The organism is Solwaraspora sp. WMMD792 (assembly GCF_029626105.1).
Lineage (GTDB): Bacteria > Actinomycetota > Actinomycetes > Mycobacteriales > Micromonosporaceae > Micromonospora_E.
Map to the genome: position 1 here is coordinate 1,052,125 of NZ_JARUBH010000009.1, position 15,955 is coordinate 1,068,079.

At 69.9% G+C, this 15,955-nt stretch carries 13 protein-coding genes and 2 pseudogenes; 10 read left to right on the forward strand and 5 right to left on the reverse strand.

Features of this window, described 5'->3' with window-relative positions:
* Window position 1: 1 nt before the first annotated feature.
* The 3 genes and pseudogenes from O7629_RS33600 to O7629_RS06315 all read left to right on the forward strand — a co-directional run.
* Window positions 2-865 (forward strand): annotated as a pseudogene (locus tag O7629_RS33600) (LAGLIDADG family homing endonuclease); the annotation flags it as partial.
* Window positions 866-988: 123 nt separating this feature from the next.
* Window positions 989-4,714 carry a vitamin B12-dependent ribonucleotide reductase gene (locus tag O7629_RS06310; protein WP_347403718.1) on the forward strand — a complete coding sequence of 1,242 codons (3,726 nt, stop codon included), beginning with the start codon at window positions 989-991 and terminating at the stop codon, window positions 4,712-4,714.
* 94 nt (window positions 4,715-4,808) lie between these two features.
* Complete coding sequence (locus O7629_RS06315) at window positions 4,809-5,747, forward strand: DUF2332 domain-containing protein (RefSeq protein ID WP_278168060.1); 939 nt, start codon at window positions 4,809-4,811, stop codon at window positions 5,745-5,747.
* Between the two features lie 10 nt (window positions 5,748-5,757).
* On the opposite strand, the gene O7629_RS06320 is transcribed toward O7629_RS06315, so the two are convergent.
* From O7629_RS06320 to O7629_RS06335, 4 genes are all read right to left on the reverse strand, one after another.
* Window positions 5,758-6,981, reverse strand: a complete 1,224-nt coding sequence (locus tag O7629_RS06320; RefSeq protein ID WP_278168062.1) for an MFS transporter — start codon at window positions 6,979-6,981, stop codon at window positions 5,758-5,760.
* A gap of 99 nt (window positions 6,982-7,080) precedes the next feature.
* A complete protein-coding gene (locus O7629_RS06325; RefSeq protein WP_278168064.1) occupies window positions 7,081-7,824 on the reverse strand; it encodes a hypothetical protein in 744 nt (247 codons plus the stop codon).
* Between the two features lies 1 nt (window position 7,825).
* Window positions 7,826-8,140: a type II toxin-antitoxin system PemK/MazF family toxin gene (locus O7629_RS06330; RefSeq protein WP_278168066.1), complete on the reverse strand. Its 315-nt coding sequence runs from the start codon at window positions 8,138-8,140 to the stop codon at window positions 7,826-7,828.
* Window positions 8,137-8,385 (reverse strand): hypothetical protein, encoded by a 249-nt coding sequence (locus O7629_RS06335; RefSeq protein ID WP_278168067.1) that lies wholly within the window; start codon window positions 8,383-8,385, stop codon window positions 8,137-8,139. Before O7629_RS06335 ends, O7629_RS06330 begins: the two co-directional genes overlap by 4 nt.
* A gap of 66 nt (window positions 8,386-8,451) precedes the next feature.
* Here O7629_RS06335 and O7629_RS06340 point away from each other — a divergent pair, with 66 nt between their 5' ends.
* The 7 genes and pseudogenes from O7629_RS06340 to O7629_RS06370 form a co-directional block, all read left to right on the forward strand.
* Complete coding sequence (locus O7629_RS06340; protein WP_278168068.1) at window positions 8,452-9,417, forward strand: helix-turn-helix domain-containing protein; 966 nt, start codon at window positions 8,452-8,454, stop codon at window positions 9,415-9,417.
* A gap of 85 nt (window positions 9,418-9,502) precedes the next feature.
* On the forward strand, window positions 9,503-10,510 hold the full coding sequence (locus O7629_RS06345; RefSeq protein WP_278168069.1) for a helix-turn-helix domain-containing protein: 1,008 nt from the start codon (window positions 9,503-9,505) through the stop codon (window positions 10,508-10,510).
* A 119-nt stretch (window positions 10,511-10,629) separates the two neighbouring features.
* On the forward strand, window positions 10,630-11,469 hold the full coding sequence (locus tag O7629_RS06350) for an alpha/beta hydrolase (protein ID WP_278168071.1): 840 nt from the start codon (window positions 10,630-10,632) through the stop codon (window positions 11,467-11,469).
* Window positions 11,469-12,305, forward strand: a complete 837-nt coding sequence (locus O7629_RS06355; protein WP_278168072.1) for an alpha/beta hydrolase — start codon at window positions 11,469-11,471, stop codon at window positions 12,303-12,305. The genes O7629_RS06350 and O7629_RS06355 overlap by 1 nt, the downstream gene beginning before the upstream one ends.
* Before the next feature lie 38 nt (window positions 12,306-12,343).
* Window positions 12,344-13,138, forward strand: coding sequence for an alpha/beta hydrolase (locus O7629_RS06360; protein WP_278168073.1), 795 nt, complete (start codon window positions 12,344-12,346; stop codon window positions 13,136-13,138).
* Window positions 13,135-13,980, forward strand: coding sequence for an MBL fold metallo-hydrolase (locus tag O7629_RS06365; protein ID WP_278168074.1), 846 nt, complete (start codon window positions 13,135-13,137; stop codon window positions 13,978-13,980). The genes O7629_RS06360 and O7629_RS06365 overlap by 4 nt, the downstream gene beginning before the upstream one ends.
* A 212-nt stretch (window positions 13,981-14,192) precedes the next feature.
* Window positions 14,193-14,651, forward strand: a pseudogene (locus O7629_RS06370) (sigma-70 family RNA polymerase sigma factor); the annotation flags it as partial.
* 221 nt (window positions 14,652-14,872) lie between these two features.
* On the opposite strand, the gene O7629_RS06375 reads toward O7629_RS06370, so the two are convergent.
* Window positions 14,873-15,955, reverse strand: a complete 1,083-nt coding sequence (locus O7629_RS06375; protein ID WP_278168078.1) for a TauD/TfdA family dioxygenase — start codon at window positions 15,953-15,955, stop codon at window positions 14,873-14,875.

Here is a 15,955-nt window from a genome sequence, read left to right on the forward strand (position 1 = left end):
CGTGAGCACGCCGGCCGGCCTCGTCCCGATCGGCAAGCTGGTCGAGGAAAACGCCGTCGGAGCCAAGGTCTACGACGCACACGGGCTGACCCGAATTCTCGCGGTCCAGGCCAATGGCATCAAGGACGTATTGCGCCTGCACACCAAAGCCGGCTACACCCTGGACGTCACCGCAGACCACCTGGTCTGGAAATCGACCGGCGAGGGCACCGGTCGGTTCGTCGAAGCCGGCACCTTGGTCGCTGGCGACACTCTCGAATGGCACCGGCGGGGCAGCGACGGCGAGGCGGAGTTCCACCCCGGCGACGTCCACGAGGCCGCGCTGGCCGGTTGGCTGCAGTCAGACGGCTTCGTCGGCCAGTACGATCAGGGCACCAACCGGTCGCTGACGATCGAGGCGATGACCGTCAACGACGACGAACTCAGCTGGGTCGTCGCCGCGATCGACCAGGTCTTCCCTGGCGCGCACCGCCATGAACGCCGCGTCGTCACCCAGGACGTCACCCTCGACTGCCGGCGGACCCGGTTGTACGGGAAGAACCTGCGCCCGTTCATCGAAAAGTGGGGCCTGCTTGCCCGGGGCACCGAGATGGAGGTGCCGGCAACGCTGTTCACCGCGCCGTTGCCGGTCGTCGCCGCCTATCTGAAGAGCATCTTCCAGGCAGAGGGCTATATCTCGGCGCGTGAGGCGTCCACCTTGGTCGGCGTGGACATGATCGGCGAGCGGTTGATTCGCGGGCTGCAGCGGCTGCTGCTGCGCTTCGGGATCTTCGCCCGGGTCGGTTTCAAGGCCGACCCGCGACCGAACCGGCACGGCACCTGGTCGTTGCGCATCCAGAACCACGGCGACCGGGACACCTTCGCCGCGGAAATCGGGTTCGTCGACGCCCGCAAGTCCGGCAAGCTGGAGGAGAGCTTTGCCAAGGTGGGCCGGTCCGCCAAGGCGACGAAACGCCTCGTCATCGACCGGGTCGAATCGCTCGGGGCGATGGAGGTCTACGACATCCAGACCGAGTCGGGGGAGTACCTCTCCGACAACCTGCGAGTGCACAACTGCTTCATCCTCGCCGTCGACGATTCGATGGATTCCATCCTCGATTGGTACAAAGAGGAAGGGTTGATCTTCAAGGGTGGTTCCGGGTCCGGGGTGAACCTGTCCCGGATCCGCTCCTCCAAGGAACTGCTGTCCAGCGGCGGCACCGCCTCCGGCCCGGTCAGCTTCATGCGCGGCGCCGACGCCTCGGCCGGCACCATCAAGTCCGGCGGCGCCACCCGCCGGGCCGCCAAGATGGTCATCCTCGACGTCGACCACCCCGACATCGAGGAGTTCGTGCAGACCAAGGCCCGCGAGGAGGACAAGATCCGGGCGTTGCGCGACGCCGGGTTCGACATGGACCTCGGCGGTGCCGACATCGTCAGCGTCCAGTACCAGAACGCCAACAACTCGGTCCGGGTCTCCGACGAGTTCATGCGGGCGTACGAGGACGGCGGCAACTTCGACCTGCGGGCCCGGCTCGACGGCTCGGTGATCGACACCGTCGACGCCAAGAAGCTGTTCGGCACCATCGCGCAGGCCGCCTGGGAATGCGCCGACCCCGGTCTGCAGTACGACGACACGATCAACGACTGGCACACCTGCCCGGAGAGCGGACGCATCACCGCGTCCAACCCCTGCTTCACCGGCGACACCCTGGTCCACACCGACAAGGGGCTGATCCGGTTCGACGCCCTAGTGGACCGGAGCCGCCAGGGCGAGTCGTTCGGCGTCTACACCCACGACGCCACCAACCCGGATGCGCCCGCTGACCAGGTCGTGCTGACCAGCCCCGAAGCGGTCATGATCACCGGGACGAACGAGATCACCCGGCTCGAGTTCAGCAACGGCATGGTGCTGCGCTGCACCCCGAACCACCGGATCTGGACCACCAACCGGGGGTACGTCGAGGCCAAGGACCTCACCCCGGACGACCAGATCCTGCCGCTCAACCAGCCCACCCCGGCGACCGCCGCGTCCTGGGAGTTCCGCATGCGCGCGGACGCCAGGGTGTCACCCGGCGACGTCGTGCCGACCAAGTGGCAACGCGAGTCCCGACTGCCGGAGAAGTGGACCGAGGACTTCGCCCACCTGCTCGGCTGGCTGGTCGGCGACGGCTCAGTCCGGGAAGGCACCCCGGGCGTACGCGGCAACGGACCCGGTGCCAGCTGGGTCTACAGCCAGTCCGACCCGGAGGCCATCGTCCAGCGGCACCAGACGGTGCTGGAAAGCATCGTCGGCCTGCGATTCGATCCGGTGCAGATGCCCAATGGCACCCTGCAACTGCGCAGCAACCGTACTGCCGTCGTCGACTTCCTGACCGGACTCGGCGTGAGCACCGCCCGCGCCGTGGACAAGCGGCTGCCGTCGTCGGTGCTGGAGGCGCCGCCCGAGATCCAGGCCGCCTTCCTACGCGGGCTGTTCGACGCGGACGGCTGCGCCGCCGAAACCGCCAACGGCACCCGTTACGTCGGGCTCGGCGCGGTCTCGATCGAACTGCTCCGCGAGGCGCAGCGTCTGCTGAGCGGGTTCGGCATCGGCAGCCGGATCTACGCCACCCGCAAGGCCGGTGACACCACCTTCCGGTACACCACGAACGGTGGCGACGAGCGCGAGTACCACGGCAAGCAGCTCTACGACCTGCGGATCAGCGGGGAGAACATCGGCCTGTTCGCCAGCCGGATCGGGTTCGACCACCAGGCCAAGGCCCAGCGGGTGGCCGGTTGGCTCGAACAGCACCGGTTCTACCGGACGGATCAGACGGCGAGGTTGGTCAGCCGCGAGTTCGACGGTTTCGAGACCACCTACAACCTGTCCGAGCCGCGCAACCACTCGTACATCGCCAACGGCGTGGTCGTCCGGAACTGCTCGGAATACCTGCACCTTGACAATTCGTCGTGCAATCTGGCGTCGCTTAATCTGATGAAATTCCTGCGGGCCGACGGCGGCTTCGAGGTGGAGAAGTTCGTCCGCTCCGTCGAGTTCGTCATCACCGCGATGGACATCTCCATCTGCTTCGCCGACTTCCCGACGCAGAAGATCGGCGAGACCACCCGGGCGTACCGGCAGCTCGGCATCGGCTACGCCAACCTCGGTGCGCTGCTGATGGCCTCCGGCCTGCCGTACGACTCGGAAGCCGGCCGGTCCTACGCCGCCGCCATCACCTCGGTGATGACCGGTACGGCGTACCGCCGCTCGGCTGAGCTGGCCGGTGTGGTCGGCGCCTACGACGGCTACGCCCGCAACGCCGAGGGCCACAAGCGGGTGATGCGCAAGCACGCCGCCGCCAGTGACGAGATCCGTCCGACCGGCCCGACCGCCACCGCCCTGGCCCGCGAAGCCGCCCGGCAATGGGAAATGGGCAACAAAATTGGCGAGAAAAACGGCTGGCGCAATTCTCAGGCAAGTGTATTGGCGCCCACTGGGACAATAGGCTTGATGATGGATTGCGATACCACCGGCGTCGAGCCGGATTTGGCGCTGGTCAAATTCAAGAAACTGGTCGGCGGCGGCTCGATGCAGATCGTCAACCAGACGGTGCCGCGCGCGCTGCGCAGCCTCGGCTACCCGGAGGAGCAGGTCGAGGCAATCGTCGAGCACATCGCCGACCACGGTCACGTGGTCGACGCGCCGAGCCTGCGCACCGAGCACTACCCGGTGTTCGACTGTGCGATGGGGGAGCGGTCGATCGCGCCGATGGGGCACGTGCGGATGATGGCGGCGGTGCAGCCGTTCATCTCCGGGGCGATCTCCAAGACGGTCAACATGCCGGAGGCGGCGACCGTCGCCGACGTCGAGCGGATCTACTTCGAGGGCTGGAAGCTGGGCCTCAAGGCGCTGGCGATCTACCGGGACAACTGCAAGGTGGGCCAGCCGCTGTCGGCGGCCAAGTCGGACAAGGCCAAGGAGACCGCCGCCGCCGAGCAGGCCAAGGTGATCGAGAAGGTCGTCGAAAAGGTCGTCGAGTACCGCCCGGTGCGCAAGCGGCTGCCGAAGAAGCGCCCGTCGGAGACGGTGTCGTTCTCAGTCGGCGGTGCCGAGGGCTACCTGACCGCCTCGTCGTACCCGGACGACGGCCTCGGCGAGGTCTTCCTCAAGATGTCGAAGCAGGGCTCGACGCTCGCCGGGGTGATGGACGCCTTCTCGGTGGCGATCTCGATCGGCCTGCAGTACGGCGTACCGCTGGAGACGTTCGTCGCGAAGTTCACCAACATGCGCTTCGAGCCGGCCGGCATGACCGACGACCCGGACGTGCGGATGGCCGCGTCGGTGATGGACTACATCTTCCGTCGCCTGGCGTTGGACTTCCTGCCGTACGACCGGCGGGCCGAGCTGGGCATCTTCACCGCCGCCGAGCGGACCGCGCAGATGCGGGCCGAGGCGGAGGCGGAGAACGCGGCGTCGGAGCTGTCGGAGATGGCGGTGTCCGCGCCGGTCGAGCCGAAGCATCCGGAGGCGAAGGCACCGTCGTCGGCCGACTCCGGCAGCGGTACGGCGATCGAGCCGGCCGCCGCGAGTACGCCGGCTCCGGCGTCGGTGCACTCGTCGACGGAGCTGCTGGAGGCGGTGATCGGCAAGGCGGCCGACGCGCCGCTCTGCTTCACCTGCGGCACGAAGATGCGCCCGGCCGGCAGCTGCTACGTCTGTGAGGGCTGCGGTTCCACCTCCGGCTGCAGCTGATCGAACACGTGTCACGGGGAGCCGGATGTGATCCGGCTCCCCGTTCGCGGTCTGGCTGATGACGGCACCGCCCCGGCGGGGTGATCATCTGGCGGTGGGGACCGCTGACGTGTACGTCGACTTCGCCCGCCGGCAGGCACGCGGGGTGTCGCCCAGCTACGAGCGGCTGGCGTACGCGGTCGCCCGCGACGACGATCTCCTCGCTCTGCTGGACTCGTTGCCGCCACCGACCCGGCAGCCGAATCTGCTGTTCGGCGTGGTCCGGCTGCTCGGCGGGCCGGTCGACGACCCGGCCGCGTTCCACGACTTCACGGTGGCGCGCTGGCCGGCGGTCGAGGCGCAGATGCGTCGCCGGCTCACCCAGACCAACGAGGCCGGGCGGTGCGCCGTACTGCTGCCGGTGCTGGCGGCGTTGCCGCAGCCGCTGGCGCTTCTCGAAGTCGGCGCGTCGGCGGGCCTGTGTCTCTACCCGGACCGGTACGCCTACCGCTACGACGGCGGGCCGACCGTGGGGGACGGTGAGCCGCTGCTCGACTGCGCGACGGCCGGGCTGACGCCGCCGCGTACCCGGCCGGAGGTGGTGTGGCGGGCCGGGCTGGACCTGAGCCCGCTGGACGTCACCGACGCCGCCGATGTCGCCTGGCTGGACGCGTTGATCTGGCCGGAGCAGGAGCATCGGCGGGCCCGGCTGGCGGCCGCGGCGGCGGTGGCGGCGGCCGATCCGCCGCTGCTGGTCCGGGGCGACCTGGTCGACGACCTGCCGGCGCTGGCCGCGTCGGCACCGTCGGAGGCGACGCTGGTGGTGTTCCACACCGCCGTGCTCTACCACGTGCCGGCTCCGCGCCGGTCGGTCCTCGTCGACCTGGTACGCGGCCTGCCCGGCCACTGGGTGGCGAACGAGGGGCCGGACATCCTGCGCCACGACGCGTTGCCGCCGCCACCGGACGACACGTTGCACAACGTGCTTGCCCTGGACGGCCGGCCACTGGCCTGGACCCGACCACACGGCCAGGGGATGACCTGGTTTGGCTGACGGCCTGGCTTCAGGGCTGTTCGGTAAGCGTTTCCGGTCTCGGGGCCTGCCTGATCTGCCGGCTCGTCGTCGATGCCGTCGCGACGATGGCGAGCCACGTCGCCAGGGCGGCGAAGGTCGGCACCGCACCCAATGCTTCCAGGCAGATGCCGCCGATGAGGGCGCCAACGGGGCGGGCGCCCCAGCCGATCATCCGGGAGGCGCCGTTGACCCGGCCCTGGAGGCGGTCGGGGGTCAGGGCGTAGCGGTAGGCGGCGTTGGTGGTGTTGAAGATCGGGCCCATCAGCGCGCCGACGGTGTATACCGCGCCCAGCGCGAACACGGTCGGGGCCAGGGCCAACGCCGCCATCTGCGCGACCCACCACCACAGCGCGCCGATCATGATCACGTTCGGGGCGACGAGGCGCTGCACCGGCGGGGCGACCAGGGCACCGGCGATCGCGCCCACGCCGAAGAGGCCGAGCAGCACACCGACGCCGGTCGGGGATGCGCCGAGGTCGGTGGCGCGCACGATGACGGCCAGGCTGAGGGCGCTGAAGGCCAGGTTGCCGGCCGACGCGATCGCCACGAGGGCGCGCAGGAGATGCTGACGCCACAGCCAGCGGACGCCTTCGGAGATCTCCGCCAGCAGGTGACGGCGCTGCGCTGCCCGCTTCTCCTCCAGGTTTCGCCGGATCGGGGCGACCAGGGCCAGGCCGATCAGGTACGACACGGCGTCGGCGGCGAACGGCACCGCGTGGCCCAGCCCGAACAGCAGCCCGCCCAACGGCTGGCCGGCCAGGTCGGCACCCTGGTCGCGGGCCTGGTTCTGGGCGATCGCCGTCGGCAGTTGGGGTTTCGGCACCACATGCGGCAGGGCGGCGGTCTCGGCGAGCAGGAAGAAGACGTACAGCGTCCCCTCGACGAAGGCCACGACGATGAGGTGACCGATCGTGATCCGTCCGAGCGCGACGGCCACCGCGACCGACGCCAGGGCCACCGCCCGGCCGGCGTCGGCGGCGAGCATGATCCGCTTGCGGGGCCAGCGGTCGACCAGGGCACCCGCCGGCAGGAACCAGATCAGGAACGGGGTGGCCTGTGCGGCCGCCACCAGGCCGGCCTGCGCCGGTGAGCCGGTGACGGCCAGCACGAGCAGCGGGTACGCGAGGCCGCTGATCCGGGTGCCGAGCGTCGATACGACCTGGCCGCTCCACAGTAGGAGGAAGTCACGGTTTCGCCAGAGCGGGACCGGCACCGGACCAGTCTGGCAACCGGCCGAGGTTAGGCACAACCATGATCACTTGATGCTCTGCTGGGATCGTGTCGGCGTGTCGGCCGGTTTTTCGTCAAGTGATCATGGCTGGCCGGGCTGGTGCAGCCAGATCCGCAGCGCGCCGATCGGGACGAAGCCGTGCGCGAGGGCGAGGGCGAGATCGTCGCCCTGCTCGTAGCCGACGAGGGGCAGCCCGGGGAAGTGGGCGGCTGCCTCGTTGATGGCGGCTGCCCAGAGGCCGGACTGGTGGTCGGTGTCAGTAGCGAACAGGTTGGACAGACCGACGACGTCACCGGCGCAGGTCAGGACGAAGCCGCCAGCGAGCGCGCTGTCGCCGCTGGCGTGCAACGAGAAGATCTCGATGGCCGGCTCGCGCAGCAGCGCCGGTCGGAAGATGTCGACCGGTGTGTCCTCGCCGTGCCAGGCGGCCTGCCAGTCGTGCAGCTCGGCGGCGGTGGTGACCTGCCGGACCGTCAGGACCGTCAGAGCGGGCTCTGCCGGTGCGGGGAGTCCCGCCTGCCGGTGGATCCATTGGGCGGTGAACAGCTCGACGAAGCCGTACGGGCCGAGGTCGAGCGAGGCGAAGCTGTCCTTGACCGAGCAACCCGGTGGCGTCGTGTCGATCCGGGCGAGGATGTCTGCGGGCGTCGCATCGGGCCGCAGGGTGACCGCGTCGGGGTAGTACGGCGGTGTCCGGCGGGCGCTGCACCAGGCGGCGTCGTCGACGGTGTCGGGACAGCCGTGCGAGCGGGAGACCGCCGCGCACCAGGCGGCATTGTTGCGGGCCGCCGCGCTACGCATCCCGGACTGCTCGACTTCTGGCATGTCAGGGCAGCTCCAGGAACTCCCGCACCGCGTCCTCCACGGCGAGCATCGTGGCGGGCGAGACGAACCCGTGGTTGTCGCGCAACGCGCTGCGGTCGAGGATCTGTACGACACTGTGGATCCGGACGAACGCGCCGCTGAGCGGGTCGCCGTCGCCCAGGCGTACCGCCAGTTGGTTGGGGTGTGGCACGTCGCGCACGACGACGAGTGCCCAGACCGCCAGCTCCTCGACGGCGTTGTACTCGTCGTTGCTGATGACCAGTACGCGGTGCTGGCTGCCGCCGCGCAGAAGTGTCCAGATCTGTCCGCGTTTCACCACTGCGAGTCGCGGAGTGCGACGTCGTTGCTGGCCTCGATCAGGTCCCGCTCGTCGGCGCTCTGTTCGGCGGTCCGTTGCCGTAGGTACTCGCCGTACGCCTGGGCGGCCGCGCGCTGACGGGCACGTCGGGCCTCGGGCAGCACCCGGCGGACGGCCTCGGTCACGGCGGCGGACACGTTGCCCTGCTGCTGAAGGTAGGCGGCCACCTCGTCTGGAACGCTGATACTCAGCTTGACGGTCATACTTTCATCCTACTCGTCCGGCGGCCTATATTCGGGGCAGGCGCGCACCGAGTAGAGCGGACTTCGATGCCGTACGTTCTCGACACCACGGATGTTCCGCCCCCGGACCGCATCGAAGCCGTCTACCTGGCGATGATGTACGCCTCGGCACCGTGCCACGTCATCCACGAGGAACCCGATGGCGACATCCACTGCCGGATGGAGCTGTGGGATCTTGGCGGCGCCAACATCTTCATCAGCCGATCCTCCGGGATCCGACTGCTTCGTACCGCCAAACAGGCCAAGCAGGACGCGATGCCGGTAGTCGCGCTGTCCGTCCAGCGGCAGGCCCACGGCCACCTCGAACAGCACCGTCATCTGCAGGTCGTGCCGCCGGGCGAGCTGCTGGCCGTCGACCTGTCCGGCCCGTACGACTACTCGTGGTCCGGCGACGGCGCGGCCGGCTGCATCCAGATTCCCAGCGACCAGCTCGGCCTGCCGATCGACATCATCCGGCAGGCCATCCACCGGCTGCGGGCCAGCCCGCTGTACGACATGGTCACCGATCACATCGCGAACCTCGTCCGGGATCCGGCTCGGATCACGACGGACCCGGCGGCGGCGTCGGTCACCACGGCAAGCATCGAGCTGGCCCGGGCACTGCTGGCGTCGGCCGCCCACACCGATCGGCTGACCAGCCAGGTGCTCGCCGAAACGCTGCTCACCCGCGTCCGCACGTACGTCCGGCAGCACCTGGCCGACCCGGACCTCACGCCCAGCCGCATCGCCGCCGCGCACAACGTCTCGCTGCGACACCTGTACAAGGTGTGCGCGCAGGCCGACATCAGCCTCGAACAGTGGATCATCAGCGAACGGCTGCAGAACGCGTGGCACGACCTGCGCCGGCCGGAGAACCGGCACCGACCGGTCGCGGTGATCGCCCACCGCTGGGGGTTCCGGGACCCGACCCACTTCACCCGCCGGTTCAAGGCACGCTACGGCATCTCGCCGGGGGAGTGGCGGCGCTCCGCCGAGGAGACGGCCCCGCCCTGATCGTGCACTGTGGGCAAAATCGGTGCACGCAGGGCCCCTCAGCGCAGCCGGGCTCCGACGCTACGTTTCCGCTGTCGGAGCTCGGATGAGGAGTGCCATGCTCGTTCTCGACACGCGGTCACTGCCGGCCGCCGAACGCGCCGAGGCGTTCCAGGCCACGGTGAGCACGAACTGTTCCGCGAGCATGGCGACGTTCGAGGACTCGTCCGCGATCCACGCGAAGATGACGGTCTCCGACTTCGCCACCGCGAAGGTCTTCAACATCGACGCGTCGGGCACCACGCTGCGCCGCACCCCGGCGATATCCCGGTCCAGCACCGAGACGTCGATCGTGCTGGCCCTGCCGATGCGCTCCGACAACCACCTGAGCTGGGCCCGCGAGGAACGGCTGTACGGCCCCCGTGACCTCATGCTGGTCGACCTGTCCCTGCCGTACGTCTACGGCTGGAAGGGCGGGGGTGCCTCGTACGCCCTGCACGTCGACGTCGACCAGCTCGGCCTGCCCCGCGACATGATCCACGCCGCCGCCCGTGAACCGCGCCGCAGCCCGCTCTACGACCTGGTCCGCGACCACGTCGCCCGGGTGACCGCGCAGGCCGAGCAGCTGGCCGGCGGCCCCGGCGCGGCCGAGCTCGGGGCAGCGTCCGCCGAGCTGATGCGGGCACTGGTGGTCTCGGCGGCCGGCGACGGCCGGCAGCTCAGGGACACGATGCAGTCGTCGATGCAGGCCCGGGTCCAGGCGTTCGTCCGTAACAACCTGCGGGACCCCGACCTGACCCCGGCCCGGATCGCGGCGGCCAACGCCATCTCGCTGCGCGCCCTGTACAAGCTGTACGAAGCGATGGGGCAGAGCCTGGAACGGTCGATCATCGAGCAGCGCCTGCAGGGTGCCCGGACCGATCTGACCGCGTCGCACCGCCGGTACACCTCGATCGCCGCCGTCGCCCGTGCCTGGGGTTTCGCCAACCCGAGCTTCTTCTCCACCAAGTTCCGCGAAACCTTCGGCGTGACACCCCGGCAGCTCGTGGCGGCGGCGTCCACAGCGGATCGGCGCGCCCCGGTGCCCGTGCGCGGCGACGACCGGCCCGGCTGACACCGAAGTGTGCAACGTGGCGAAAGTGCTGTGCGTCGTCAGAAAACCCCGGCAGCAGCGACGGTGCGAGATTGCTCGCATCGCCGGCCCGAGGGTGGCCGGCGTCGTGAGGAGTTTCGATGTTCAGATTCCTGCGGAGCTGGCGGTTGTCACGCCTGGCTCTGGCGGCAGTCGTACTGCTCGGAGTGAGCGGTGCGGCGGCGGGGAGCGCGCCCGCCGCCGTGAGCGGTGCGGCCGCGTTGGCCGGTGGCCCGCACGGCCCCAAGCCGACCGTCGTGCTCGTGCACGGCGCGTTCGCCGATGCGTCCGGCTGGACCGACGTCGCCCGCAACCTGCACCGCAAGGGCTACCCGGTGATCGCCCCGGCGAACCCGCTGCGCGGCGTCGACTCCGACGCGGCGTACCTGCGCAGTGTGCTGGACACCATCGACGGCCCGATCGTGCTGGTCGGCCACTCGTACGGCGGTTTCGTCATGACCACCGCCGCGACCGGCGACCCGGACGTGAAAGCGCTGGTCTACATCGCGGCGTTCGCCCCGGACGCCGGTGACACCGTCGGCGGCCTGTCCGGCCAGTTCCCCGGCAGCCGGCTCGACCCGACCGCCCTGGACATCCGCCCCTACCCGGGCGGCGCCGACGGCTACATCAAGCTGTCGGTGTTCCGCTCGGTGTTCGCCGCCGACGTACCGGCCGGCACCGCCGCGATCATGGCCGCCACCCAGCGCCCGGCGGAACTGGCCACCCTCGGCCAGCCCGCCGGCGCACCCGCCTGGGCGACGATTCCGTCGTGGACGCTGGTCGCCGCCGACGACCAGGTCATCCCGGCCGCCGCCCAGCGGTTCATGGCCCAGCGGGCCGGTGCCCGCGTCACCGAGGTCACGGCATCGCACGCCGTTCTGGTGTCCAGGCCCGGCCCGACCACCACCGTCATCCTCGCCGCGATCAAGGGAGTGTCCTGATGCCGTACGTGACCACCGTCGACGGTGCCGAGATCTTCTACAAGGACTGGGGACCCGGCACGGGCCGCCCGGTGGTGCTCAGCCACGGCTGGCCGCTCAACTCCGACAGCTGGCAGATCCAGGCGCTGTTCCTGGCGGAGAACGGGTTCCGGGTGATCGCCCACGACCGGCGCGGCCACGGCAGGTCGACCCAGACGTGGGACGGCAACGAGATGGACACCTACGCCGACGACCTGGCCACTCTGATCGACACCCTGGACCTGCGGGACGTCACCCTGGTCGGCTTCTCCACCGGCGGCGGCGAGGTGGCCCGGTACGTGGGCCGGCACGGCACCGGCCGGGTCGCCCAGGTCGTCCTCGTCTCGGCGGTGCCGCCGATGATGCTGCGTACGCCGGACAACCCGGGCGGCGTACCGGTCGAGGTGTTCGACGGCATCCGGTCCGGGTCGCTGGCCGACCGCTCGCAGACCTACCGGGACCTGGCCGACGGGCCGTTCTTCGGCAACAACCGGCCCGGCGCGGCCGTGTCGCAGGGCATCCGCGACGCGTTCTGGCTGCAGAGCATGGCCTCCGGGCACCGCAACGCGTACGAGTGCATCGCCGCGTTCTCGGCCACCGACTTCCGGCCCGACCTGGACGCGATCGACGTACCCACGTTGGTCATCCACGGCGACGACGACCAGGTGGTCCCGTTCGCGGTGGGTGGGCAGGCATCGGCGGCCAGGGTCAAAAACGCCCGGCTGCTCGTTTACCCCGGTGCGCCGCACGGCATCACCGACACCCATCCCGAGCAGCTCGGCCGGGACCTGCTCGACTTCCTGACCTCGATCTCCTGACCTCGACCTGCTGACCATGACCGGAGAGGACGCCTGACATGGCACCCGACACCATCGTGCTGATCCACGGATTCTGGGTCACCCCGCGCAGCTGGGAACACTGGATCAGCCACTACGAGGCCAAGGGCTTCCGGGTCCTGGCCCCCGCCTACCCCGGGTACGAGGTGGAGGTGGAGGCGCTCAACGCCGACCCGACCCCGATCCTGCAGTCCACCGTGCCGCAGATCATCGCCCACTACGAGGCGATCATCGGCGAGCTGGCGAAGCCGCCGATCATCATCGGCCACTCGGCCGGCGGCGCGTTCACCCAGATCCTGCTCGACCACGGCTTCGGCGCGGCGGGGGTGGCGATGAACTCGGCACCGACCGAAGGTGTCCGGGTGGTGCCGCTGTCGCAGGTGAAGTCGACGTTCCCGGTGCTGAAGAGCCCGGCGAACCGGCACAAGGCGGTGCCGTTGAGCTTCGAGCAGTGGCAGTACGCCTTCACCAACACGTTCACCGAGGAGGAGGGCCGGGCGCTGTGGCAGCGGTACGCCATCCCGGCCAGCGGCGGCATCCTCTGGGGCAGCGTGCTGGCGAACTTCCAGCCCGGTCACCAGGACACCTGGGTCGACTACCACAACGACAACCGGGCGCCGCTGCTGTTCGTCTCCGGCAGCGAGGACCACATCATGCCGCCGGCGATCCAGGCGTCCAACGCCAAGCACTACAAGTCGAACACCATCACCGAGCGGATCGAGTACGAGGGCTACGCCCATCTGCTGCCGGCCCAGAAGGGCTGGGAGGCCATCGCCGACGAGGTCCTCGACTGGGCGCTGCGGCACGCCCGGTGAGCGATGTCCGGATTACCCACATCGGCGGTCCCACCACGCTGATCGAGGTGGCCGGTTGGCGGATCCTCACCGATCCGACGTTCGACGACCCCGGCCGGACCTACCGGTTCGGCTGGGGGACGGCGTCACGCAAACTGGCCGGCCCGGCGGTGCCGGCGCAGACGCTGGGCCACATCGACGTGGTCCTGTTGACCCACGACCACCACGCCGACAACCTCGACGACGCCGGCCGGGCGCTGCTGCCGTCGGCCGACCGGATCGTCACCACGACGGCCGGCAGCCGCCGCCTCGGCGCTGCCGCCCTCGGGCGCGCGGCGGTGGTCGGCTCCGCGTCGGTGGTCAGTACCGGCTCGGTTATCGGGCTGGCGCCGTGGGGTGGCACCGAGTTGACTGCGCCGGGCCGCCCGACGATCGAGGTGACCGCGACGCCGTGTCGGCACGGGCCGCCGCTGAGCCGCCCGGTCGCGGGTGAGGTGACCGGGTTCGCGCTGCGCTGGCCTGGTCAGCGGTACGGCGTACTGTGGATCACCGGGGACACGGTCCTCTACCCCGGGGTACGGCAGGTGGCCGACCGACTCTCCGTCGGCACGATGGTGCTGCATCTGGGGGCGGTGCGGTTCGGTCTGACCGGGCCGCTGCGGTACACGATGACCGCCGCCGACGGTGTCGAGCTGTGCACCCTGGTCCAGGCCAACACGGTGGTGCCGGTGCACTACGAAGGCTGGGGCCACTTCACCGAGGGCCGCGCGGCGGTCGAGGCCGCGTTCACCGCCGCCCCGGAGCCGGTACGGCGCAGCCTGCACTGGCTCACCCCCGGCGTGGCCACACCCCTGTCGGTCTGACCGGACACCGCCGGTGCCGGATGCCAGCCGATCGCCAAGATCAGATGACGAAAATTCGGGTGACACGCCGACGAACTCCCGCATTTTCGTTATCTGATCTTGCGGCTGCGGTCGGCTCCCTGGTGATGAGTTTCCGCTCCCGCACCCGTCACACCTACGACAGGACACGACGAGGCGTAAGGATGACGTGATGGGTAGGGAGATGTGGCTGCCGGATGCTCGGGTCGTTCGAGGACGCCGAGGACACGGTGCAGGAGACGTTCCTGCGGGCCTGGCGGCGACGGGAGACCTTTGAGGGGCGGTCGACGGTGCGGGCCTGGCTGTACCGGATCGCCACCAATGCCTGCCTGGATCTGCTGGCCAAGCGCCGTCCGGAGCCCGCCACCGGTGGTGAGGTGCCGTGGCTGCAGCCGTACCCGGACCGGCTGCTCGACGAACTGCCCGCAGATGACGCCGACGAGCCGGAGGCCGTCGCTGTCGCGCGGGAAACGATCGAGCTGGCGTACCTGATCGCGGTCCAGCACCTCGCGCCGCGTCCACGGGCCGTACTGATTCCGCGAGACGTGCTCGACTGGTCGGCGAAGGACGTCGCCGAGCTGCTCGGGGACTCGGTCAACTCCGTGAACAGCGCACTGCAGCGGGCCCGCGCCGGCATGCGAGGCCACCTGCCCGCCGACCGGCAGGACTGGACCGGCAGCCCGCCATCGGGTTCTACCTCTGGCGGGAAGGGGACGGGGCGTACCTGCCGCTGACGATCGACGTCCTGCGGGTCACCGGCGGAGCGATCACCGAGATCGTCACCTTCCGCGCCGACCAGTTCGCGCGGCTCGGGCTGCCGGAGCGCCTGCCGGCGGACGGAAAGCAGTAGCTCCGGAGTGGGCTGCCGGGACTATCAGACGCCCCAGTCTCGCCGGGGCACCGCCGCCTTGGCGATCGTGAAGTGTCCCGACCCGCTCGACGTCGCGTCGTCCCGGGTCTCGGTACGGTCCATCACCACGTGCCGTCCGAAGTTCGGCACGAGTGGGCGGTTGGTCTCCCGCTTGAGCCACAGCCGGAGCAGGTGGCGTTGCCGCCCCGGCTCGGGGTGGTCGACGAACTCCGTCCGCGAGTGCAGCGCGGCATAGTTCAGCAGCCACTGGATGTCACCGGGTTGGAAGTCCATGTCCAGGGCCACGCCGGGCTCCTGGCTGATGTCGTCGAGCAGGGTCAGCACCTCAAGCTGCTTCGGGGTCAACGGCGGCACATCCGGATAGTCCTGGGCAGCCTTGATCATGCCGCTGCCCGCGTACATGCTGAACACGCCCTCGGTCCAGCTGACGATCGGCGAGGTGTACCAGTCGGCTGGCGCGTCCGGGTCCTGCCGACGCCAGTCGAAGTACCACGGCTCCAGCAGCAGTGGGGCCAGGTCGGGGCGCCGACGCAGCACCTCGTTGAACAGGGTGGCTCCGCTGACCAGGCTGCTCGCGCCGCCTTCCTTCGCGGGGCGCAGGCACATCAGGGCGACCACGTCGGAGCTGTCGGAGTGGAAGGGCAGCCGGTCCCGGACGCGCGACGGTAGGGCGCTGCGGTCCTGCAGGGTCTTGTCGGAGGTGGCGAGCACGTGATCGACGAGGTCGCCGAGTTCGTTCTGCCGCATCGGTACGCCGAGATGCAGACCCATCAGGTAGAAGATCGCTGCGGCGAGAGCGTCGTCGTAGCGGTCCATTCGTAGACCTCGTACCAGGACGAAGCCCCGGCCGGTGTCCATCGCCCGGCCGAACTCGGTGATCGCCCCGGCGGTGACCGGGAGCGGGTATTCGGCGGCGGTGACGGTGCGCAGGTCCGGGTCGTCGGCCACGAATCGCCGACCAACCTGCTCAAGTTCGTCGATCTGTGCGTCGTTCAGGTGGTGGATCCACTCTCGGGTGGCGGAGAGCTGGTCGCCCCGCCAGGCGCAGGGTGCGGTGACTGGGGTGAGTGCGGGCGCAGAGGCCAT